The sequence below is a fragment of the Paenibacillus hubeiensis genome, from assembly GCF_032334105.1.
Classification (GTDB): Bacteria; Bacillota; Bacilli; order Paenibacillales; family Paenibacillaceae; genus Paenibacillus; species Paenibacillus hubeiensis.
This window is the reverse complement of the sequence record NZ_JAVYAE020000013.1, coordinates 82,339-104,382: the sequence shown is the minus strand read 5'-3', so window position 1 is coordinate 104,382 and position 22,044 is coordinate 82,339. Positions and strand designations below refer to the sequence as shown.

The 22,044-nt window shown below is 49.0% G+C and carries 19 protein-coding genes; 14 read left to right on the top strand and 5 right to left on the bottom strand.

All coding sequences use genetic code 11. The annotated features are described in order from the left end of the window. The first annotated feature begins 15 nt into the window (after positions 1 to 15). The 6 genes from RSX24_RS25205 (at position 16) to RSX24_RS25180 (ending at position 6,362) form a co-directional block, all read left to right on the top strand. Positions 16 to 756, top strand: coding sequence for a YheC/YheD family protein (locus RSX24_RS25205; RefSeq protein ID WP_236420357.1), 741 nt, complete (start codon positions 16 to 18; stop codon positions 754 to 756). A gap of 935 nt (positions 757 to 1,691) precedes the next feature. Further along, entirely contained in the window at positions 1,692 to 2,618 is a 927-nt protein-coding gene (locus tag RSX24_RS25200) for a metal-dependent hydrolase (RefSeq protein WP_343262102.1), read from the top strand. 216 nt (positions 2,619 to 2,834) lie between these two features. Further along, complete coding sequence (locus RSX24_RS25195) at positions 2,835 to 3,197, top strand: hypothetical protein (protein WP_343262101.1); 363 nt, start codon at positions 2,835 to 2,837, stop codon at positions 3,195 to 3,197. A gap of 59 nt (positions 3,198 to 3,256) precedes the next feature. Then, the gene (locus tag RSX24_RS25190; protein WP_343262100.1) at positions 3,257 to 3,883 is read left to right on the top strand and encodes a polysaccharide deacetylase family protein; all 627 of its coding nucleotides are present in this window, start codon (positions 3,257 to 3,259) and stop codon (positions 3,881 to 3,883) included. A 153-nt stretch (positions 3,884 to 4,036) separates the two neighbouring features. Then, entirely contained in the window at positions 4,037 to 5,293 is a 1,257-nt protein-coding gene (locus RSX24_RS25185) for a mechanosensitive ion channel family protein (RefSeq protein WP_343262099.1), read from the top strand. Positions 5,294 to 5,507: 214 nt separating this feature from the next. After that, the gene (locus tag RSX24_RS25180) at positions 5,508 to 6,362 is read left to right on the top strand and encodes an aldo/keto reductase (protein ID WP_236420352.1); all 855 of its coding nucleotides are present in this window, start codon (positions 5,508 to 5,510) and stop codon (positions 6,360 to 6,362) included. 128 nt (positions 6,363 to 6,490) lie between these two features. Here the strand turns inward: RSX24_RS25180 and pdxA are convergent, their stop codons facing one another. The 4 genes from pdxA to RSX24_RS25160 all read right to left on the bottom strand — a co-directional run bounded on the left by pdxA (position 6,491) and on the right by RSX24_RS25160 (position 11,683). Next, positions 6,491 to 7,492 carry a 4-hydroxythreonine-4-phosphate dehydrogenase PdxA gene (gene pdxA / locus RSX24_RS25175; protein ID WP_339275562.1) on the bottom strand — a complete coding sequence of 334 codons (1,002 nt, stop codon included), beginning with the start codon at positions 7,490 to 7,492 and terminating at the stop codon, positions 6,491 to 6,493. Next, the gene (locus tag RSX24_RS25170; RefSeq protein ID WP_343262098.1) at positions 7,489 to 8,784 is read right to left on the bottom strand and encodes a four-carbon acid sugar kinase family protein; all 1,296 of its coding nucleotides are present in this window, start codon (positions 8,782 to 8,784) and stop codon (positions 7,489 to 7,491) included. The genes pdxA and RSX24_RS25170 overlap by 4 nt, the downstream gene beginning before the upstream one ends. Before the next feature lie 63 nt (positions 8,785 to 8,847). After that, a complete protein-coding gene (locus RSX24_RS25165) occupies positions 8,848 to 9,837 on the bottom strand; it encodes a 2-keto-3-deoxygluconate permease (protein WP_236420349.1) in 990 nt (329 codons plus the stop codon). A gap of 163 nt (positions 9,838 to 10,000) precedes the next feature. After that, positions 10,001 to 11,683 carry a PrpR N-terminal domain-containing protein gene (locus tag RSX24_RS25160; protein ID WP_343262097.1) on the bottom strand — a complete coding sequence of 561 codons (1,683 nt, stop codon included), beginning with the start codon at positions 11,681 to 11,683 and terminating at the stop codon, positions 10,001 to 10,003. 516 nt (positions 11,684 to 12,199) lie between these two features. On the opposite strand from RSX24_RS25160, the gene RSX24_RS25155 reads away from it, so the two are divergent. Further along, positions 12,200 to 14,308 carry an RICIN domain-containing protein gene (locus RSX24_RS25155; RefSeq protein WP_343262096.1) on the top strand — a complete coding sequence of 703 codons (2,109 nt, stop codon included), beginning with the start codon at positions 12,200 to 12,202 and terminating at the stop codon, positions 14,306 to 14,308. A 136-nt stretch (positions 14,309 to 14,444) separates the two neighbouring features. After that, on the top strand, positions 14,445 to 14,663 hold the full coding sequence (locus RSX24_RS25150) for a hypothetical protein (protein WP_236420346.1): 219 nt from the start codon (positions 14,445 to 14,447) through the stop codon (positions 14,661 to 14,663). A gap of 152 nt (positions 14,664 to 14,815) precedes the next feature. On the opposite strand, the gene RSX24_RS25145 is transcribed toward RSX24_RS25150, so the two are convergent. Beyond that, the gene (locus RSX24_RS25145) at positions 14,816 to 16,576 is read right to left on the bottom strand and encodes a methyl-accepting chemotaxis protein (protein WP_343262095.1); all 1,761 of its coding nucleotides are present in this window, start codon (positions 16,574 to 16,576) and stop codon (positions 14,816 to 14,818) included. A gap of 274 nt (positions 16,577 to 16,850) precedes the next feature. On the opposite strand from RSX24_RS25145, the gene RSX24_RS25140 reads away from it, so the two are divergent. From RSX24_RS25140 to RSX24_RS25115, 6 genes are all read left to right on the top strand, one after another. Continuing rightward, on the top strand, positions 16,851 to 17,549 hold the full coding sequence (locus RSX24_RS25140; protein ID WP_236420344.1) for a PspA/IM30 family protein: 699 nt from the start codon (positions 16,851 to 16,853) through the stop codon (positions 17,547 to 17,549). Between the two features lie 72 nt (positions 17,550 to 17,621). Next, complete coding sequence (locus RSX24_RS25135; protein ID WP_343262094.1) at positions 17,622 to 18,653, top strand: TFIIB-type zinc ribbon-containing protein; 1,032 nt, start codon at positions 17,622 to 17,624, stop codon at positions 18,651 to 18,653. Positions 18,654 to 18,694: 41 nt separating this feature from the next. After that, positions 18,695 to 19,453: a TPM domain-containing protein gene (locus RSX24_RS25130; RefSeq protein ID WP_343262126.1), complete on the top strand. Its 759-nt coding sequence runs from the start codon at positions 18,695 to 18,697 to the stop codon at positions 19,451 to 19,453. 42 nt (positions 19,454 to 19,495) lie between these two features. Continuing rightward, positions 19,496 to 20,506, top strand: coding sequence for an SPFH domain-containing protein (locus tag RSX24_RS25125; RefSeq protein WP_343262093.1), 1,011 nt, complete (start codon positions 19,496 to 19,498; stop codon positions 20,504 to 20,506). 235 nt (positions 20,507 to 20,741) lie between these two features. Continuing rightward, positions 20,742 to 20,978 (top strand): DUF896 domain-containing protein, encoded by a 237-nt coding sequence (locus tag RSX24_RS25120; RefSeq protein ID WP_438286885.1) that lies wholly within the window; start codon positions 20,742 to 20,744, stop codon positions 20,976 to 20,978. 94 nt (positions 20,979 to 21,072) lie between these two features. Beyond that, positions 21,073 to 22,038, top strand: a complete 966-nt coding sequence (locus RSX24_RS25115; protein WP_236420341.1) for a ring-cleaving dioxygenase — start codon at positions 21,073 to 21,075, stop codon at positions 22,036 to 22,038. The last annotated feature ends 6 nt before the right edge of the window (positions 22,039 to 22,044 follow it).

Here is a 22,044-nt window from a genome sequence, read left to right as displayed (position 1 = left end):
GAAAGGCGGAGTCCCATGGGATCGGTGACAAAAAATAAATGGTTGAAATATTTGCTTTTGAAGAAGTATGGCCCCCTTGCTCCTTACGTACCCACAACGAAAAGGATGAGCCGACATTCCTTCTGGGCTCTTCTGCGAAAATACCGGCATGTCATTGTTAAACCGGTATGGGGGAGTCGCGGTCGGGGAGTCATTCAAGTCTCGTATTTGGGTAATGACAAGTTTGCCATACACTACGAGAACGTGAGAAAAGTGATTCGAGGAAAAAAGAATATTTATCGTTATATCCGAAAAAAAATAGGGTCTGCCGATTACATGGTTCAACGGAGAATTACTCGCCCGACCATCAACAAACGTCCCTTTGATATGAGAGTCATCGTTCAACGGAAACACCACTCATCCCGATGGGTAGTTACGGGAAAGGTGATCAAGGTTGCGGGCAAAGGTTATATTGTGTCCAATAATACCCGGAGTAAGGGGAAATTGCTTAGGTTTAGGTCGGGTATTCGGAGGTCATCCATTAGGCGTTTGTCTGTCTCCGGTTTGGAATCCAAAATCGATGGAGTTTCAATTCTTTCCGCTAGGAGATTAGGGGCTTTTTTTCCGGGGCACCGCATTTATGGCCTCGACATTGCAACAGATCAGCGAGGGCATGTATCCATTATTGAAGCCAACCTTTATCCGGCCATGTCTCATTTCCGTAAGCTAAAGGATAGAAGGGTGTATCGGCGAATACTCTCATATAAGAGAGGTTGATATACTGCCAATGCATTAGGATTGGAAGTCGCAGAAGGTACTGGGCTAAGCCGAGAATTTGTATGTTAAAGCAAAGAAAAAGGAGAACTGTCATTGCAGTCCTCCTTTTTTACGATTCATTTCTTTTTGGTAGGCATTTTTATTACAAAGAATAAGATCGATAAGGCAAACAGAGCATGTGAGGTTGTAACCAATAATCTATAACCCTCACCTAGGTCTTTTATACCGAAGAGAATATTAATTAAGGATACCAAACCTGTAATTATAAGTATCACCAGTGCGAGTAGGTACATGTTTAGTCCCCCTTGAAGATTGACAGCTTGGTTTTCCAACCTTGGGTAGTAACATCCGCCTAACATGAGAGCTAGTAAAAGCCGGTAAAGAGAATGAGGACAACAAGAGTGTGGATAGTTGTTACAGGAATATAATAGCATTCAGCGTTTTATTTGTATATATATGTAAAAATAAACGAGTTCGTTGAGTTCTCGCAGCTTGAAAAGGATTCTGGGGATGTGGAAACAATGCATTAGGACTAGCATTCAAAAATCAAGGAGCAGATGAATGCTCACTCTGTATACGGAGCACAAGGTATAAAATTGCATTTGTTGAATCGGAAGAATCCCATGAGTCTATCCCCTGCAAATCATTGATACATTTATGGGAATTTCAACACGACTATACAAGGCTCAGCTTCTTCCTGAACATTTCGACTAGAACATTAGGTACCCATTTTCCGCTTTGTGATATAATATCCGTAAATTACTAATTAGAGGACGAAGATGCTTTTAAATAATGACTGTTTTAAGAAAATCCAAAGAAAGCAAATCTTTAGTATGCTCTCAGGAATTTTAGTACCGTGAGTGAACCCAAGCCATGTGTCCTGTATATCCGGATAGAGAATTGACTCACGAACAGACTAAAAAGGAGTACTTCCATTGGATCCTTATCTATATTTGTTTTTTCATGTCTTATCACATGCAGTTCTTGGGGCAGCAATTGCATGCTGCTTTTTGCCAAAGAATAGTTGGAAGGACCGTATGATCGGCCTATGTTCAGGTGCATTGTGTGGTGTAATTCCTGATATTTTTGGGGACAGAAGTATAGCCCCATGGTCGCATTCTGTATTAATTGCTCCATTTTTAGCTTTAGGTGTAGCATATTTGACAAAACTGTTCTATAAAAAGACATATTTCAAATTAATTTGGGGATCATCTACTTTGTCTGTTTTGTTTGGACACTTGCTTCTTGACTATATGGGGCATGATCTACCAGCATTTTATCCAGTTAACGACAAGTCCTATATTATGGGGGCTATTACATTGGGAGACCCATGGATATGGTTTCCGTTAGTTGTCGGTCTTGGATGGAGCTTTTTCTTAAAAAACAAGCCTAGATTACCTGTAATAACCTCAATAATATTCGTAGTGATATATTTAATTTTCCGAGTAATGGCAAAAGAGATAATCGAACATAAAGTGCAAGTTCAGTATCCTGTTTCCGAAAAGTCATATATAACAGTAGAGCCTGATAGTCATTATGAGTTTCCGTTAAACCCCAGCGAATGGTTAAAGTTCAGGTTTGAAATTATTAGTTCTCATTATTCAAGAGGTGGGGATGCAGGTTTTTTTGGGGAGAAATCGGATGTGCTACTTTGGTACGATTTTTATCCAGTTGCGCGTGATATTACCATAATGAATGGAAAATATAGTTTGATGTATTCGGCCGAGTCTAAAGTTAGTCTTTCCGTTACTGACGAATGGACAGAAGCTGGTCTCAACTTTATTAGGGGAGAGTATGAGGGTAATCAGCTTACCTTCAAACAAACGGAAAACGGTCAGTGGGAGGAAGTCCTATTGAAATAGTTTGACGACTGATCCTGACCTGACGATATTTTAAAACGCAGCGGGTAGCAAAGGGCATCCACCATGACATGAATCTTGGTGATTACTCCGTTGTGCTACGTCTGACGGCTTTCTGCTCATACCTATGTTCGATTATGGCATTTTTCTTGAAGGCCAGATCTTCTCCTCACGCAATTCTAGTGAAGTATATAATTGTAGATTGGCTGGTGAATCTCAATGAGTGAAAAATTCTGGCTAGTGGTGCAATATCCATTGAAAAGTGCAAAAGGCAACCAGCGTGACCAATGGTTAAAAGAGAAGGTAACGGAATGTTTGGAGAGCTCCCTCGCCAATGCTGATCTGGGCTATGTCGATGGTTCAGATATGGGAAAGTGCGTTTCCGCCCCCCAAAAGTATGCACTTAATATATTTTGTGTAGTTACAGAGGAGGAACAGAGCATAGCTTTGGTGAAGAGAGTTTTAAGGAAGAGCAGGCTCGACCATACCCGAATCAAAATAGCCACCATGTCCTATGGAGAAGAAGAAGTCTATACGCTGAAATATGCTTATAAAAAAGGGGTTACCGATTTTTCTCTTTAGCGTAATTTGGAGAAGTGAAAGAGCGTTGGCAGGATGTATAAGAGAGGAGACACTCATAAATGGAGAAATTATCGTTGGTAGAACGAGTTAATGTGCAGGAAAAGGTAGTCGCCTTTACATTTGACGATGGACCGCACCCGGTATATACGCATCAGTTGCTTGAGATCTTCCGCGGTGCGGACGGACGGGCGACCTTTTTTATGATCGGTCAGGAAATGGAAGCGCATCCAGGGGTTGCAGCGGCTGTGCACCGTGAAGGGCACGAGATCGCCAACCACACCTATTCGCATCCCGATCTGACCAAACTGACGCTGGAGACAGCCAGAGAGGAGCTATTGCGGACAGAGGAGCTCATCCGAGAGGTCACGGGGGAAACGGCACGGATCTTCAGGCCGCCTTATTTCGGGGTGAATGATGACATTCTGTCCCTGGCTGCGGAGCGTGGATACCAGACGATCGGAGCGGTCAATGGCGGGGCAAAGGATTGGGAGAATCCTGGCATCGAGTATATTGTCGAGCACACAAGGCCAACCGTCAGGCCGGGCAGCATCTTGATCTTCCATGACGGATACGGGGAGCGCACCCAGACGGTGGAGGCTGTGCGTGTGCTGGTCGAGGAACTGACGGCAGAGGGGTATCGCTTTGTCACGGTCAGTGAACTGCTGGACATGGCAGCTTGTACGTGAAGCGGCGAACAAGCGACGAACAAGCGACGAATGGACACCATCTTAGGTGTCCGTTTTTGTATTTGCGAATATCGTCCATGGCATTTACTCGCAAACTTTGCCCGGCACCGCTCTCAGATGATAAGCTGATACAAACTGCATTAGGAGGAGACAATGGACTTTATCAGAAATCAACTAGACGGATTTGGCATCAACGAACCTGCCATTGGATATCTCTCGAATATGATCATGGTCGTTTTTATCGCCGTGGTCTCGGTACTGGCTAATTTTATCGCAAAGAGAATCGTGCTGCGGACGATCCTTCATATCGTCAATAACCATCGATTCAAATGGGGCCATATCATTGTGGAGAAAAAGCTGTTCCACAAGCTGTCGCATCTCGTACCGGCCATTATTATTTATTATTCTGCTTATGTCTTTCCATCCTATCAGGTCCTGATTGAAAAGGCTGCAATGACGTACATGATTGTGGTGACGATCACTGTATTTAATGCGCTGCTCAATGTGTTTGATGACATATATCGTTCCTATGAAGTATCCAAGATCAGGCCGATCAAAGGATATATCCAGGTTGCCAAGATTATTCTTTTCATCATCGGCGGCATTATCGTCATTTCGAGCCTGATCGGTCAGAATCCGTTGATCATTCTCAGCGGGCTTGGCGCGTTATCGGCCGTATTGATGCTGGTCTTTAAAGACTCCATCCTAGGCCTTGTGGCTGGCGTTCAGCTATCGTCGAATGATATGGTGCGCGTAGGCGATTGGATTGAGATGCCGAAATATAATGCGGACGGCGACGTGATCGATATTACCCTTAACACGGTAAAGGTGATGAATTTCGATAAAACGATTACGATGATTCCGAGCTACGCTTTGATTTCGGATTCGTTCAGGAATTGGAGAGGCATGCAGGTATCCGGCGGACGAAGGATTAAGCGAAGCTTTTATATCGATATCAGCAGCATCCGTTTTTGCACCGAGGAAATGATCAGCGAATTTCAGAAGATCCACTACCTTACGGATTATATAACGACAAAATTAAATGAGATCCAAGCGTACAACCTTGAACATGAAATCAATACGGAAAGCAATGTGAACGGCAGGCAACTTACGAATGTGGGCGTATTCAGAGAGTACATCCATCAGTATCTTCGGAATCATCCCAAAATCAATCAGAACATGACGATGATCGTCAGACAGTTGGCGCCGGGAGACACGGGACTGCCGCTTGAAGTATACGCATTTAGCAATGATACCAACTGGGGAGTATATGAATCGATTCAAGCCGATATCTTTGACCATATTTTCGCCGTTGCGCCGACGTTCGGGCTGCGTGCGTTCCAAAACCCAACGGGGCACGATATTGCGCAGCTTAAGGAAAGCAGGGAATTTTCACGAGGGTACTCATAAATTCATTCAATTCATACCATCGCATATGGCGTGGACTGTTGAACGAAGCGATAAGCCGTTGACCAACTTTTGGTTGATGGCTTTTTTTCGATAAAAGTACTCCGGAATCGCTTCTGTCCCATGCCGAATTGATTCACTCCCGCGTACAGGGGTAGAATAGACAAGTAGGCGAGTAAATTTTTCCATTATCCCCCCAGCAAAGGAGAGATTTCAGATGAACCATCGCATTCCGGAGCATACGTTGAATGATGGCTTAAAGGTGCCTGCTATCGGGCTTGGTACCTACAGCCTGAAAGGGGAAGCCGGCGTCAAATCAATCGCGGGCGCAATAGATGCGGGTTACCGCCTGATCGATACGGCGTATAACTACGAGAATGAGGGAACAGTCGGCAAAGCCATCCGGCAGAGTTCCGCATCCAGGGAAGAGCTCGTCATTTGCTCCAAGCTGCCAGGGCGTTACCATAGCTATGATAAAGCCATCGTGGCTGTAGAGGAATCGCTGTATCGGGCAGGGCTCGATTACTACGATCTGTATTTGATCCACTGGCCGAATCCCAAACAAGATCTGTACGTGGAGGCATGGCAGGCCCTGATTGAGGCCAAAAACCGCGGTTATATCCGCTCGATCGGGGTTAGCAATTTCCTGCCTGAGCATAATGATCGTCTGGTGAAGGAAACCGGCGTAGCACCGAGCTTGAACCAAATCGAGCTCCATCCGTTCTTTAACCAGGGCGATCAGCGGCAAAAGGATGCCGAGTACGGCATCATTGCGGAATCCTGGAGCCCGCTCGGACGCGGCAACGATATCGTGCAGGACATCGTGAATGATGAAAAGATCCTCCAGATTGCAGAAACGTATGGCAAAACGGGGACGCAGGTCATTTTGCGCTGGCATACCCAGCTCGGTGCCATTCCGATTCCGAAAGCAAGCTCTCTCCAGCATCAGAAAGAGAACATCGATATTTTCGATTTTGAGCTGACCGCGGAAGAGATGGGAGTCATCTCTTCGTTCAGCCGTGAGGACGGACGGTTGTGGGGACAAGATCCGAGCGAATACGAAGAGTTTTAAATGAACATATGATGCAATGATGAGTATCACCGAAAACGAGACGGCAAGATATGCGCATGAACCAAAAAGCAGCGATTCTCCATCCCAAAGAGAATCGCTGCTTTATTTATGCTTCTAGCACAAGCTTATTAAGCCTGCGTTTTCGGTGCCAGCTCAATCGCCGAACGGATGGCGGCCAGCATGCTTTTGTCGTCAGCAATATTTTTACCGGCGATGTCGAAAGCCGTGCCGTGGTCAACCGATGTGCGGATGATGCCGCCTTTGAGGCCAACCGTGATGTTCACGCCTTCCTCGATGCCCATGACTTTGATCGGGGCGTGCCCCTGGTCATGGTAGCAGGCAACGACGATGTCGAAATCGCCGCGGCCCGCACGGAAAAAGAGCGTATCGGCAGGCAGAGGTCCAACGACGTTGATGCCTTCTTGCTGCGCGCGCTCGATGCCTGGCTGCAGCTTCTCTTCTTCCTCGCCGTTGCCGAACAGGCCGTTTTCGCCTGCATGCGGATTAATGCCGCATACCGCAACGCGGGGGTTGTCGAAGCCGGCTTTTTTCAATGTATCGTGAGCCAGTTTGACGACAGTGTATGTTCTTTCCGGATTGATGCTTTGGATCGCTTCAATCAGTCCCATGTGGGTGGTCAGGTGAATGACGCGCAGATTAGGCGTCGTCAGCATCATGGAGAAATCTTTGGTATCGGTCAGGTCGGCCAAAATTTCAGTGTGCCCTGGGTAGAGATGGCCGCCTTTGTGCAGAGCGGCTTTGTTTAATGGCGCTGTGCAAATGGAGTTAATCTGCTGTTTTTTGGCCAGGTCAACGGCTTTGGCCAGGAACTGGAAGGCGGCATCTCCGGCAATGCCAGATTCTTTTCCGTACTCGAGATCGGCAGGAACGAGGTCGAGGTCGATAACGTCCACGGTGCCGAATTCGTATTTGGCGTCAGCCGGGTCTTGAATCGCATGGATATTCAGGTTCGAGCCGATAATAGGCAGCACGCGTGCCAAAATTTTGGCGTCACCGATAACAAGCGGTTTGCAGTTGTCGTAAATCTCCTGATGGCCCAGTGCTTTCATAATGATCTCGGGTCCGATGCCGGCGGCATCGCCCATAGTTATTCCAATAATCGGTTTCATGCTGGAACGCCTCCTTTTAATTTTTGAATGGCATGAATGAACACGTCCGGTTTGCCGAATCCACCTGCTTTGGTGATTACATGCAGGTTGTCGATGCCGATGAATTTGGAGATCGGCACGCCGATTTCGAGCTCGTCCAACAATTCGAATCCGCTAATGTTCCATTTGATGCAAATCTGCTTAGCCGTATCTCCGCCGGTCATCGATACCCCTTTGAACCAGCCCTCTTCCAGCAGCTTGGCGCACACTTCGCCAATGGCCCGCACGATTTCGTTGCTGACCTCCGTGTGGTCGAGACCTTTTGCTTCTCCAGTGGCGCGAGCCAATTCGATATCTACCGGCTCTGCGGTAGAGTAGATCACGACGTCTTTGCCTTCCAGCGCTTTCTCTTTGACTTCCTCGTACACGCGGTCAATTTCCACCGTCCGATCCTCGGCTCCCCCCACTGCTTTGAAAGAATGGAACGGGATCGATGTGACGTCCGTTTGTTCCAGCAGCAGCTTGAGTTGTGCGCGTGAGTTTTTGTTCACGCTGCCGACGACGGTAAGAATCGGTCCGCCATTTTCCGGGATGGTCAGCTCGGAGGAGTTGGCCCCCAGATCGTAATGATCGGGAAGGTAATTGGCAATCCCTGCCGATCCTGCCCAAGCAAACGTGTAGTCCAGCTCGCTGGTAATGCTCAGAATTTGTTCCAAATGGCTCTCTTCCGTTGAATCTACGAGCACATAAGGAATGCCCTGCTCCTTGAAGCCTCGCAATTGCTCCTGAATGCGATCTTTTCCTGCCGCAAGGTCGTTGATCGTAATTTCACCGATCTCATACTTCGTTTGCTGTTTCAGCAGATCCGGAAGATAGGAGAGGGTCACCGGCGTTTTCGGATCGTTCGCAATTTCGGTTTCCGCCAGCGGAATACCGTTCAAATAATGTGTGCCGTTCAGGATCGTGCGGTTGTTTTTGGGATAACCCGGAGCGATCATCATGAAATCAGGTTTCACGACGTCGTAGACGGCATCGATCTCGATGCCGATATTTCCGCGCATGGTCGAGTCCATTTTTTTGAAAATGGACTCATATCCGCTTCGCTTCAGCAGCTGGGCTGCGCCAGCGACGCGTTCATAAGCTTTCTCCGCCGCGATGGAACGACTGTCGGTATCAAAGACGACGGCATCGTACTTGGTGATGTGATCCTCGTCCATGTCAAATAATACGCTTGTTTTCAAACCATGACGGGCCAGCTGTACACCGCTGTCATTGGCACCGGTCAAATCGTCAGCAATAATGGCTAATTTCATGCGGCTATCGCCTCCCTGTAAGCTAAATGAATACGAAGTTGCATCAAAATGATGAAGCTCGGTTTATGAAGTCGTTTTCGGTTGATTGTATTTCGCCACGCCGCCTGATTTCTCCAGCCGTTTGGACAGGAAACCGATGAAGATCGGCAGCAGGATGGCCGTGGTCACTACGCTTGCGGCAATCTGTACAGTAGCGATTTCGGCGATTGGAGCAAAGGATGCGTTTGCAGCTACGATCGCGGCAGGCGTACCTACTGCGTTACCGGCAGTGGAACCTTCCGAAGCGCCAACGATCGGGTTCCATCCAATCGCTTTGAAGAGCAGAAATCCAATCCCGCCCGTAAGCAATACGGTCAGCACGCCAAGCAGAATACCGCTCAGTCCGCCTTGAATGATGGCCGAGAAGTTGATGCCCATACCGAGCGAAAAGGCAAAGAACGGAACCAGCTTGTCGCTGCCTTTATGCAGCCATTCCGCCAGATTGCGGTCCAGGTTGCCAAGAATGACACCTACGATCAACGGCAAAAGTACCGCCACGAAAGACATCGGGGAGAACATGCCGTTGGCAAAGCCCATGGCACCGAAGATGGAGAGTGCAACCATCGTCAGGAACGGGCCGTCGCTCAATGCAAGAAAAGGATAAGCGGCTTTGTCATCTTCCTTGCCGTACTGGCCGGCCAAGGCAATGTACAGACCGCCGTTGGAGTTCGTCATTGCAGCAATGATGGCAAGTGGCGCAAGGCCAAGAAACAATCCGTTCGAATCAGCGAAGAAAATGGCGATCAAACCTATTATCGCACCAATCCCCCACTTGAACGCAAGCAGCGTGAGACCTTTACCTACAGAAGAACCTGCCGTCTTGAACGTGATTTGCGTTCCGGCGATCAACAGGAACAATGCGATCAGCGTGCTTGAACTATTCACGAACAGCGCTTCGGTGAATCCGCCGATGCGGAGTGCGTTTGGAGCAAACGTATTGATGCATGCGCCGATGAGCAAGGGAACAACCATCATGCCGCCAGGGATACGATCTAATGTCGCTTTGATTTTCATAAGTGATAGCTCCTTAGTAATCGTTTTATAAAAGCGTTTGCAGGGACTATCTTATCTCATGGTGTTTATTTTGGCAACACATAATTACTGTAAATTTAAATATTTCATCGATAATGTTTAAAAATGCAACACTATAGCGTGAAAAAAGGGCGAAAACTTAAAGTCACTCTTTAAGTTTTCGCCATAAGGTGGCTCGGTTGATACCCAAGCGTTCGGCTGCTTTGGATTGATTGTTGTTTTCCTCGCGCAGCACATATTCGATGATTTCTTTTTCGATTTCTTTCAGCGTGCCATCCAATCGGATCGTATTCGAGACCGGACGTTGACGAAGCAGCCGGGATAATGTTCCGGTCGAAATGACGAAATCCCGTTCGTTCAGCGCCGCCTGTTTGACGAGATGTTTCAATTCGCTCACCGTCATTTGTGCCGATTGTTCCCGAATGAAGCGCAGCGCGTCTTCTTTGATTTTTACGGCATTCGTTCCATATTGCTGATGATAACGGCTCAAGAACTGCTGGATTAAAGCCGGCAAGTCCTCCTGCCTGTCAGCCAGGCTTGGCATGATAATCGTATTCAGTTTCATATGGAGGGGCCAGTGATCGTCCAGCGCTTGCTCGCTCAGAATAAACACTCCGATTTTCATGTCCAGGCAGGTCTCGACAAAAGAGAGCAATTCCTGATCCTGAATTCGGTGTTCCACGTGGTTGATTTCAACGTTGCGCACTTTCGCTAGCGGAATATTGTGCAAATGGCCGGGAGGAAGCTGCGACATGTCTATCTGCAGGAGCAATCCGCCGTCCGAGTACATTTGATGGAGATGTTTGATCAGGAATGACTTGCCGGAATCCGGCTCGCCAAGCAGATGTATCGCTTCATGCTTTTCATGGAGCGCCTTGGTGTTCTTCAGGACGGCCTGCATAGCCGGCGATTCGGCCACGATCGGTTCGATCGAAGCCTCGGTATATGACTTGATACCGAATTGTGCAAATGAATAAGGATTTCCTTTTTCCATGTAATATATCTTATAGTTTTGGTTATCCAGGGTCGTTTCATGCGCCGTGACTGTCAGTTGGTAGTCGTCCACCATAAAAACGTTTTGTACTTTCGATTGGTGGAACTCCAGGTTGGTGTTAATGATATGAATCTGGTTTTCGGTGAGCGGATTGCGCTCAAAGTCGGCAAGACTCTCGAATATCACTTTATTATGATCGTTCAAAATGAGCAGGTTCGGATGTTCCTGTGTTGCCAAATTGTTCAGGATCACGGAAGCCGTTTGATTTTGGCTCAGATAACGGTATACGAGCTGTGCGTCTTCCAACGCCCGCATAATCGATTCTTTGCCGGACTGGATCAGGAAACCTTCCAATCCATAGGTCTTTGCCGTATTGACGGTGATGACGTCGCCGACGATCTGTCGGTAACCGGATGCCTTCAGCTCCAGCAGCAGCGGAGCCACTTCCTCGGAGCTGTTGATCGTATACACTTTCAAAGGCAGGTCCATCAGATCAATGATTGCCTGCGCACCGGACGTGATGTTGGAAAAACCGACAATGGCGGTAAGGCCGTTGAATTGGCTGGCCAGCGTCAAGGAACGAATCATGTCGTATCCCGACAGCTGTACGTCAATGACGGGGATGGACACGGCATGTTTGATCAATTTGGCCGTTCCTCCGCGGCTGATGATGATCTGCGCTCCGTTTTTTTCCGCTTCGACGGCGTGTTCCACGCCTTTGGCCAAGTCGCCCACGTTCAGCTTGACGGCCAATTGGGGGAATTGGGGAATGCAATCTTGTATGATAGGAATCATCGCTTCGTAAGGAGCGACAATGTGAACTCGTGTACGCATAATGATCCTGCCTTTTAATCAATATCGCCATTCATCAAGAGGATCGGTGATCCCAATGAATGAGCGCTTCCCTTATTATAGCCAACTTACAAGAGGAAGGCACCTTTTGTGTATATTGACGATGAGCTGGCCCGTGCGAATGCGACCCGATATGTGCAGGGGGAATGGAAAGGGGATCTCGAATGATTCACATTTTCACTAATCTATTAACGAATATATATATTTTGCAATGTGACAAAAAATGCCTTACTTCGACAAGGAGGACCCTTTAATATGAGGTTTAGTGTAGGGTTTGGAGCACCAAGTCGCTATACTTAATTCTAGAGAAGGAGGGTGTTAATGTATATATTCATAAATTAGTGAAAACGCATTCTTTTTGAAATGAATGGAATTGGGGCATTCGGAATGATTGGCTTTTTTTGTTTTGTAAGCGCTTCATATAAGAGTGACTCGTTAAATTACGGAGATATCGATTCTGCAATATATCATCCAAAATGAAGGGAGATTGGCCCGATCATGCAGCATATTCATAAACGATGGAACAAGCTGGGTTCGATGTTGTTGGTTTTCGTGCTGTTGGCCGTTACTTTGGGAAGCGGGAACGCGTTGGGCGCCGCAAGCTCGTCGACCACTTCGAACACAACCCGGGTTTCCGTGCACGACCCGTCGATCTATTACGATTCGGCTACGAACAAATACTATATTTACGGTTCGCATCTGGCTCAGGCCAGCAGCACGGATCTTAGGAACTGGTCGTATGAAGGAACGCAGGGATACGCCAACAGCACCCTGTACGCACCGTCCACGTTTGAAGGGTATTACTACCTCAAAAATAAAAACAGCGGCTTGTACCTGGACGTGGCCGACGGCTCGGCCGCGGACGGAACAAGCCTTCGTCAATGGTCTTATAACGGTTCCGATGCGCAGAAATTCAGAATCATGCATTACGGGAACGGGGACTACTACCTGCTTACGGCCAATTCGGCCTACAAAAGCGCTATTGACGTCAATGGCGGATCGGCTGCGGATGGTGCTCCGATTGAGCAGTGGGCATATTGGGGCGGTGCGATGCAGCTGTTCCGGATTCAGCAAAATGCGGACGGCACGGTCGCATTCCTGACCAAGGCATCCGGGTATACCGGGGCGTTGGATGTGGCTGGCGGCAGCACGACTGCCGGAGCAAGCATACAGCAATGGAACTACTGGGGAGGAGATATGCAGAAATGGGAGCTGGTCAAAGCAGGCGGCACCGGCAATGCGTCCCGCAGCGCCGGGGCGGCGCTGACGTCCGCTCTGGCGGTATCGTATGCTTGGGCCGGGTATAACGATCAGGACAGCTCCGGCGGCCATGCGGTATGGGCACCGGCTTCGCCGATCTATAATGCTTCCTATACATGGGCAGACGGCTCCAAGGGCGCCTACATGTTGTATTACTCCACGTCTTCGACCTATATTCGCTCAGCCATCGGTTTTGGCGTATCCAAGTCCGTAAAGGGACCATACGAGTACATTGATACCATCATTTACTCGGGCTTCACCAGCGGAAGCAATCCAATAACCACCACGTCATCCCTCGGCTCCAAAACGGTAAACACGTGGTACCAGAATACCAACATTCCCGAGCTGATCGATAAAGGCACGCTTTCCGGCACGCGGAGCGGCTGGTTCCTGGGCAATGGCGGTTACAACAATACGTTATTCCCGAATGCCATCGATCCTACATTGACTTACGATAGTTCCGGAAAACTGTGGATGAGTTATGGATCTTGGTCAGGGGGAATTTACATTCTTCAGATCAATCCGGATACAGGGCAGCCGATCTATCCGGGATCGGATAGCGGCAATACGGACCGTTATTTCGGGAAGCGCATTGCGGGCGGTTACGGCAAAACCGGAGAAGCGCCGTACATCATTTATGACAAGGATGCAGGCTACTACTACCTTTACGTGACGTACGGCGGTTTGGCCAATGAAGGCGGGTATCATATTCGCGTGTATCGTTCCACAACGATCGACGGAACATATACCGATGCTGCCGGCAATCAGGCAGTCTATGCATCCGCTTCCGTCGATCAGTCGACCCGGGGAGTGAAGCTCTTCGGCAACTATGCGTTGGCCGGCATACCGCTCGGGTACAAATCGGGCGGGCATAATTCCGCCTTCGTCGATACGGATGGTGCGAGGTACTTGATTTACCATACCCGCTTCAATAATGGGACCGAGTACCATGAGGTTCGGGCGCATCAGCAATTTTTGAACGCCGACAAATGGCCGGTGACGGCCGTATACGAATTTTTGGGCAGCAGCATCTCTTCCACCGGATATAGCGCGAGCGACATGACGGGAACGTACCAATTCGTCAATATGGGGCTGGATGCTTCCATTAGCGGCGTGGGCATGCTTCCGACCCGAAGCGTGACGCTGAACGCCAACGGGACGATTACCGGCGACGTGACAGGCACATGGTCGAACAGCGCCGGTACGTATTACTGCACCATGGTCATTAACGGGGTGACGTACAAAGGCGTATTCTTCAAACAAAAAAATGAGTTGTCCAGCCATAATGAAGTGATGACATTCTCACTGATCGGTTCCAACAACCAATCCATCTTTGGTTCCAAATAGGATCATCTGCGATCGGCGATGCCAGTTCCCTTTGGATTAGGCGTGTGATATTGATCACGGAAACAGAGCCTGCCGTTTTCCAAAATAACCATAGTGAAGTGATGCTGTGTTTAGGGAAAAGGAGGCACGATCATAGATGGCAGGAAGCCGCGAAATGGTTCAACCTGATTACATTATCGAACAAGTCGTCGACCGGTTCCCGTGCAGGGCACTGTGGAGCGAAGGCCGCCCTTGTCTGGAGTATCAACGGGAAGGCGATCTGGTGCAGATTGCGGAATATGTTCGAGAGCACTTTGGAGTCGAGCTGCTGGACGTCTTTTTCACCGCCGTGGAGAGTCTTCCGCTTGAACCGTGATGAACTGATGACTACATGCAACAGGAGCCCAAATAATCAACACAAACGCAATAGAAAAACTCACGAGACAGATGGCCGCAAGGCCTGGCATCTCGTGAGTTTTTTAATCCTGCCTTCATGCGCAGGTGATGCGGTCGGGAAGACAGGATGTCCTATGCCTGCAATTTGAAGCGGCTGATCAGCTCGCCCATCCGGATGACGCTGGCCTTGACCTGTTCGGACTGGTCGGATACGTCGCCGGATTGTTCTGTTGCCGATACCATCTGTTCGGCAATATGCTGCGTGGACACGGCCGATTGTTCGCTGGCTGCGGCAATTTCCTGAATGGAGCGAACCATCGTTTCAATGGATTCATTCGTCTCCTGGATGATGTGGAACAAACTAGCCGATGCATTTTTGTTCTGGTTTGCATGCTGTGCGTACTGTTCTGCCGTTTCTTGAAGCAGCATTGCATTTTCATTGACTTGTTCGGACACCCAGGCGAGCAGTTCCCGAACATGGGAGGACAAGTTGGTAACGGAATCGACCACCTCAACGGTCACCTGCTGGATTTGATCGGCAGCCTGGCGGGAGCCGTCCGCAAGCTTGCGGATCTCATCGGCCACGACCGCAAAACCTCTGCCGGCGTCTCCGGCTCGTGCGGCTTCAATCGAAGCGTTGAGGGCCAGCAAATTGGTTTGTGCCGAGATGTTCAGGATGGACTGGGAGAGCAGGCTGATTTGATCCACCGCCTGCGCACGCACTAAAGCATTGCTCAACCGGGTCTCGGTTTGTTGATACACTTGTTCCGCGGCCTTGCCGGATTCCTCTGCACGGGCTACCAACTGATGAGCTTGTTCAATGCTTTCTTCGGCTTGGACCACGCTCTCCTGGGCTTTGCTGCCGATGAAATGGGCCGATTCACGGATGTTATCCGCCGATGAGTTCATCGTTTCCGTATACGCGGACGTCTCCTGCATCGTGGCTGACAGCTGCTCTACGGTAGCGGAGACGTCCAGCACGCTTTTGTTCAGCTCCTGCATGCTGGCATTGGTGTTTTCGCTCATCGCATGAATGGAGCGGGATTCTTCCGCTACGCCCGTAATGATATTCACCGTGCTTGCCGTCATTTGGTCAATGGAGCGGGCGATGACGCTGATCTCGTTTTTCCCCTGTAATAGCTCGGGATTCAATGTCGCATACATGCGCCCTGCCGTGATTTCCTGGCAATACTGGGTGATGCCTTTCATTCGGCGGTGAAGGTTGCGAACGGTGATCCAGGTCGCGCCGACCATAAGAACCAGAAGAATGACTTGAAGGAAGCCGAGTATGCTGGCATGGTTTTGTATGTTGGTTTCGGTTTGTTCGAACAGGGCGGCCGATTGTGCTTCATTGTACTCGGCCAGCGCGGTTAACGATTCAACGATCGCGGTGCTGTTCGAGTTGATGCGATTGCGTTCCTCCTGGTCATAGGTGCCGGTATTTTTCTTGGCCTCCATAATCTTTTCGATATCTGCATAGTATGTATCCAGCTTTTGCTTCAAGTCGCCGTACATGCCCTGTTCTTGCTCGTTAAGATGTTGTGAGGAATAGCTGTTCAAGCCTTCGGACACGAGCCCTTTTCCTTTTTGAACCTGTTGATATTGCTTGTCCGTGTATTCCGATTTATCAAGCACCTTGGTATAGTTGGCACGCATGTTGTAGAAGTCGGCTTTGATGCCGAGAATGATGGCTTGATGCTGGAACCGGTCCTTGTATAACGTTTCCTGACCGTCTTGCGCGCCTTTCATGCCGTCCATGCCGACGAGAAATACGACGAACAAGGCGATCACGTTGAAACTGACCATCAAAATGAAGGTTGTCGTCAGCTTCAGGCGGTTTAGCCAAGCGAACCTGCCTGAAGAAGATGGTTCCGAATCGGATTTGCGAAACATATAGAATCCCCCTTGTTGTATCGATCCGTGCCGTGATTGGGCCGGATGTAATGCTATCCTGCTCAAGCATCGTGCACTTGCCACGAATCGTGATATCTATATGGATATATCGGAATATGGGACATTATGGAACAGGTAGAAAGTGGATGATTTTTAAATAAATGATTTAATATTGAAAGTTGTTATATGTTTGAATCGTCATAGAAAAATGAAACCTCTGATGTAAATTCATGTATTATAGTAAAAATGGTTACTTACTGTAGGAGGTACGGACATGGGCGTGTGGACGAGATTCAGGGATGTCATGAAGGCGAATGTAAACCATCTGCTGGAACGGGCGGATGATCCGGAGAAGGTTGTGGATGCATGCATGCGAAGCATGAACAGCGATCTGGGCCAGGTTAAGGCAGAAACTGCAGGCGTATTGGCTGAAGAGAGCCGGGCGAAGCGGGCGGTGGATGAGTGCGCAGCAGAAATCCGGAAACTCCAGCGGTATGCCGAAAAATCGGTTCAGGACGGCGATGAGGACAGGGCAAGAGGATTTCTGGAGAAGAAAGTAAAGCTGGCGGGTAAAATGAGCGAGCTTCAGGCGGCCCATGAACGGGCGTCGGCCAAAGCGAAAATGATGAAACACATGCAGGATAAGCTGGTATCCGATCTGAATCGGCTTGAATCCAGGCATGCGGAGCTCAAGGGAAAAATGGCCGATGCCCGGGCGCAGCAGCAGGCAAATGAACGGAATGCCGCGCTGCGGAGTGCGGATGCTGCCTTTAAAGCGATGGAGGAAAAGGCAAATCAGGCGCTAAATGAAGCAACGGCGCTTGCCGAGTTGCGTGCAGAAGCACAAGGCGACGATTTGGATGAATTGATTGCGCAGCTGGAGCGCGAGATGAATGCTGAGCCACGCGGTGGAAACGAGGCACTCACAACCGAGGAGGAGCTCCGGGCCCTGCAAGAACAGCAAAGGAAGTAATCGTCAGCTCTGCGTAACTTGACTTGTATGGAAGGAGCAAACGACCGATATTACAGACATGGGGGTGGGCAAATGCCTGTCATTGAATATAAATGCCCCAATTGCGGCAGCGGCATGATGTTTGACAGCGTTACAGGAGCATTGTCCTGTCCGAGCTGCGGACGGAAGGACGACATTGAGCAGCTTCCAGACCCTTTGAAGCGGCAGGTCTTCGAGGCAGGAGAGGTGAAGGAGTACCATTGCACCAGCTGTGGAGCCGTTATCGTAACCGAACCTGAGACAAGCGCCACGACATGCAGCTTCTGCGGATCGGCGGTGGTGCTGGCGGACCGATTGAGCGGGGAGTTGGCGCCTGCCAAGGTCATTCCGTTTTCGATTGGAAAGGAAGAGGCGAAGCGAGCGTTTAAAAAATGGTGCAAAAAAGGTTTACTGACACCCAGCTTTTTCATGACAGCGGACCGGATCAAGGGAATCACCGGAATATACGTGCCGTTTTGGTTGTATGAGCTACATAATAAGGTTGTTGTAAGCGGTACGGGGACCAAGATAAGGACCTATACCCAAGGAGATTTCGATTATACGGAAACCAGGTACTTCAACATTTATCGAAGAATACGGCTAAATTTCGTAAATCTTCCTATTGATGCTTCCGCCAAGATGAACGATGCATTGATGGATAAACTGGAGCCGTTTCCTCAGAACAAGATGAAGGAGTTCAAAACCCCTTACTTAGCCGGATACATTGCAGAGAAGTACAGCTATACTGATGAAGAGCTGCTTCCTAGGGCGAAGGACAAGATGATGCCATATATCGACGAGTATGTGTCTTCAACGGTATCACAGTACAACAGCGTCAGCTTCACGGATGAACACATCGATACTGCGATGAAAAAGGCGGATTATGCATTGCTCCCGGTGTGGATGGTGCAGTACGACTATAAGGGGAAGGAATATACCTTCGCTATGAATGGTCATACGGGCAAGATTGTAGGCAAGCCTCCTATAAGCAAAGTTAAGGTTACCGCTTGGTTTACGGGGATCGGAGGAATTTCTTTCGTGGCCCTCAAGACGGTTTCATGGATAATGGGAGGGGGATTCCTTTGAAAAATAGGGCGAGAGGATTTTCATTGATTGCTCTTGTCTTGTTGGCGGCCTGTTGGTTGTTTCCATTATTCGCAGTGGATAAGGTGGCGGCAGCCGGAAACAAAAATTTGATTTACGATAAGGCTGGACTGCTCTCCAAACAGGAGAAGGACGAGTTGAATCGGCTTGCCAACGAGTACGGTGCCGAACGGGAAACGGACTTTATTATCTATACGTCCAACAATGAGGCAAATAAGGATGTACAGCTAATGACAGAGGATTTCTATGATAAAAAGGGTCCTGGTTACGATAAGGCTCACGGCAATGCCGTCATTCTGGCCATGGATATGCACAATCGAGAAATATACTTGGCAGGCTTTTATAAGGCGAAGGAGTATCTCGATGACAGCAGGCTGGATAAGATCAGGGACAAGATCACGCCTGACCTGACTGACGGAAATTATAAGGTAGCCTTTGAAAAATACATTCGATTATCGTACAAATACATGGGATATGAGCCTGGTGTAAACCCAGAAAATATTGTATTTAAGTTGTGGTTTCAGCTTGGTGTTTCCATTGTGATAGCTTGGATCATCGTAGCTGTGATGGTCTCGCGTTCAGGAGGCAAGGTGACAGTCGATCGAACAACATACCAGGATTCGGCAACTTCCAGCGTAGTAGATCGGCGAGACGAGTATACTCACACTACCGTGACCAAACGCAGAATTGAAAGCAGCAGCGACAGTTCAAGCGGCGGCGGAGGCGGCGGGGGTACGACCAGTGGCGGGCACTCGCACAGCGGCAGCCGGGGATCTTTTTAGGATGATGGCGGCTTATTGATTTCAGGAAGGGAAGGGATAAGGATGGGTTTTTTCAGGAACCAATTTGCAAACGTGGTGGAATGGGAAGAATTCAGGGATGACATGATTTTTTGGAAATGGAGCAACCGGGAAATCAAAAAAGGAAGCAAGCTGGTGATCCGTTCGGGGCAGGATGCCATTTTCCTCAACAACGGCAAAATCGAAGGCATATTCGAGGATGAAGGTTCGTTCAGTATCGAATCGGACATCATTCCGTTTCTGTCTACATTAAAAGGATTCAAATTCGGCTTCAACAGCGGCATGCGGGTTGAGGTGCTGTTCGTCAACACCAAAGAGTTCACCGTACGGTGGGGCACGCAGAGCCCGATTCTGATCCCGACGCCGCAGCTTCCCGGTGGCATGCCGATCCGAGCGAACGGCACGTTTAATTTCAAAGTGAGCGACTATGTCACACTGATCGATAAAATTGCGGGCATCAAACAGAGTTATCTCGTCGAGGACGTCAAAATCCGCATGACCGCCGTATTGGATCAATTGCTTATGAAGTGGATCAGCCGGGAAGGCAAGGACATGTTCAACCTGCAGGCCAATGCCGCCGAGATTGCGCGCGGAATCCGCGAGGATCTGGACATGGAAATGATGGACATCGGCATTGGCATTACCGGTTTCCAAGTTATGAGCTTTAATTATCCGCAGGAAATCCAGGACATGATTACGAAAACGGCCTCCCACGAAATGATCGGCAACCTTCAAAAGTACCAGCAGGTCAGCATGACGGACGGCATCGCTTCGGGCAAGGTGAAGGGTGGGGGAGCAGCTTCGGACATGGCAAGCATGATGATGGGCATGAACATGGCGAACGAAATGCTGAAGAACATGAATCAGGGCAATGCAGGTCAACATCAGAACCCGAACCAGCAGCAAGAAGCCAGTCAGTCCAATGCGCAGGGAGGAAGCGCCCCTTCTTCCAATGCACCGAATTTTTGTCCGAATTGCGGAACCAAAAACGAAGGCTCCAAATTTTGTCCGAACTGTGGTCATAAACTGGGGTAACACGAATGTCTCCCGCCGGGGAGGCGGTATAAGCTGGCGGACGGGTGAACTTGCACCCGGTGGCCGGCTTTTTTTTGTCCCCCTGTAGTTGTACGGCAAGGCATTACCCGCCGGGTGGAAAACAATGATTTATTTTTAGTTGAAAAGTGTTGACAAAGTGAACGAGATATATTATCTTTAAATCAAGATATTTAATATAAAACAAAACAAACACCACAATAAAGGAGAGATCAAGATGATTATTCCAATGCTGGACAGAATCAACGAGTTGTCGAGACAGGCGAAAGAGAATGGTTTGACGGAAATGGAGAAAATGGAGCAGGCCCGCCTGCGCCGGGAATATCTTCAGGTCTTCCGCGGCTCGGTCAACGACATTCTGCTGAACGCAACCATCTATGATCCGAATGGCGATGACGTCACTCCTGACAAACTGAAAGCGAGACAGGAAGAAATCGCGAAAGACAAAGAATAAATTTTTTTACTCATATATCTTAAAATAAAGATTATATAATTCAAAATAAATAAACAAAACAAATAAAAATGGTATACACTTAGGAGGAATTACAATGACTATTCAAACGACAGGCATCCACCACATTACCGCATTCGCTGGAGACCCACAGGCTAACGTTGACTTCTATGCCGGGGTTCTCGGACTGAGACTGGTGAAAAGAACCGTTAATTTTGACGCACCAGACGTGTACCATCTGTATTTCGGGGATGAACACGGCAGTCCAGGCACCATCATCACGTTCTTCCCGTCAGCTGGTGCACGTCGCGGCCAGATTGGCGGCGGCCAAGTCGGCGTAACGACGTATGCCATTCCGGTCGGTGCGCTCGATTTCTGGCAAGAGCGTTTGGAGGGTTTCGGTCTTAACGTGACGAGAACAACCCGCTTCTCCGAAACATTCCTACAATTCGAGGACACCGAGGGGCTGCGTTTGGAACTCGTTGAACGTGAGGAAGGAGCAAACAGCACTTGGACGCAAGGAAGCATCCCGGCTGATAAAGCGATCAAAGGATTCGGCGGCGCCGTGTTGTTCAGCGTCAATCCGTTGAGAACGATGGATGCGCTGGTACGCATTCTGGGCTTCGTCAAAGTGGATGAGAACGCAGAGTATGCCCGCTTCCGCTCCATCGGTGACCTGGGCAACGTGATCGATGTGCCTGTAGAGCGTATTCCGCTTGGAACGGGCGGGGCAGGTACGGTGCACCACATTGCATGGCGTGCCAAAGATTTCGAGGAGCATGATCAATGGAGGGATGCCGTGTATCAATACGGATACCAGCCTACACCGATCCGGGATCGTCAATACTTCAATGCCATCTACTTCCGTGAAGCGGGCGGAATCTTGTTCGAAATCGCGACGGATCCTCCGGGCTTTGCAAGAGACGAACCCGCCGAGACCATGGGAGAAAAATTGATGCTGCCGGATTGGTTCGAACCGCACCGCGATCAGATCGAGGCGAATCTGCAGCCGATTGAAGTACGGGTATTGGAACCTGCGGGCACGACTTTGGAGCAAGGCTAATTAACA

Coding starts and splice junctions, on each gene's coding strand:
- pdxA (WP_339275562.1), bottom strand. CDS start 7,492: ATGAAACCGATTATTGGAATAACTATGGGCGATGCCGCCGGCATCGGA.
- RSX24_RS25195 (WP_343262101.1), top strand. CDS start 2,835: ATGAGTGAAAAATTCTGGCTAGTGGTGCAATATCCATTGAAAAGTGCA.
- RSX24_RS25150 (WP_236420346.1), top strand. CDS start 14,445: ATGGCAGGAAGCCGCGAAATGGTTCAACCTGATTACATTATCGAACAA.
- RSX24_RS25125 (WP_343262093.1), top strand. CDS start 19,496: ATGGGTTTTTTCAGGAACCAATTTGCAAACGTGGTGGAATGGGAAGAA.
- RSX24_RS25115 (WP_236420341.1), top strand. CDS start 21,073: ATGACTATTCAAACGACAGGCATCCACCACATTACCGCATTCGCTGGA.
- RSX24_RS25205 (WP_236420357.1), top strand. CDS start 16: ATGGGATCGGTGACAAAAAATAAATGGTTGAAATATTTGCTTTTGAAG.
- RSX24_RS25145 (WP_343262095.1), bottom strand. CDS start 16,576: ATGTTTCGCAAATCCGATTCGGAACCATCTTCTTCAGGCAGGTTCGCT.
- RSX24_RS25160 (WP_343262097.1), bottom strand. CDS start 11,683: ATGCGTACACGAGTTCACATTGTCGCTCCTTACGAAGCGATGATTCCT.
- RSX24_RS25165 (WP_236420349.1), bottom strand. CDS start 9,837: ATGAAAATCAAAGCGACATTAGATCGTATCCCTGGCGGCATGATGGTT.
- RSX24_RS25185 (WP_343262099.1), top strand. CDS start 4,037: ATGGACTTTATCAGAAATCAACTAGACGGATTTGGCATCAACGAACCT.
- RSX24_RS25140 (WP_236420344.1), top strand. CDS start 16,851: ATGGGCGTGTGGACGAGATTCAGGGATGTCATGAAGGCGAATGTAAAC.
- RSX24_RS25170 (WP_343262098.1), bottom strand. CDS start 8,784: ATGAAATTAGCCATTATTGCTGACGATTTGACCGGTGCCAATGACAGC.
- RSX24_RS25190 (WP_343262100.1), top strand. CDS start 3,257: ATGGAGAAATTATCGTTGGTAGAACGAGTTAATGTGCAGGAAAAGGTA.
- RSX24_RS25155 (WP_343262096.1), top strand. CDS start 12,200: ATGCAGCATATTCATAAACGATGGAACAAGCTGGGTTCGATGTTGTTG.
- RSX24_RS25180 (WP_236420352.1), top strand. CDS start 5,508: ATGAACCATCGCATTCCGGAGCATACGTTGAATGATGGCTTAAAGGTG.
- RSX24_RS25135 (WP_343262094.1), top strand. CDS start 17,622: ATGCCTGTCATTGAATATAAATGCCCCAATTGCGGCAGCGGCATGATG.
- RSX24_RS25120 (WP_438286885.1), top strand. CDS start 20,742: ATGATTATTCCAATGCTGGACAGAATCAACGAGTTGTCGAGACAGGCG.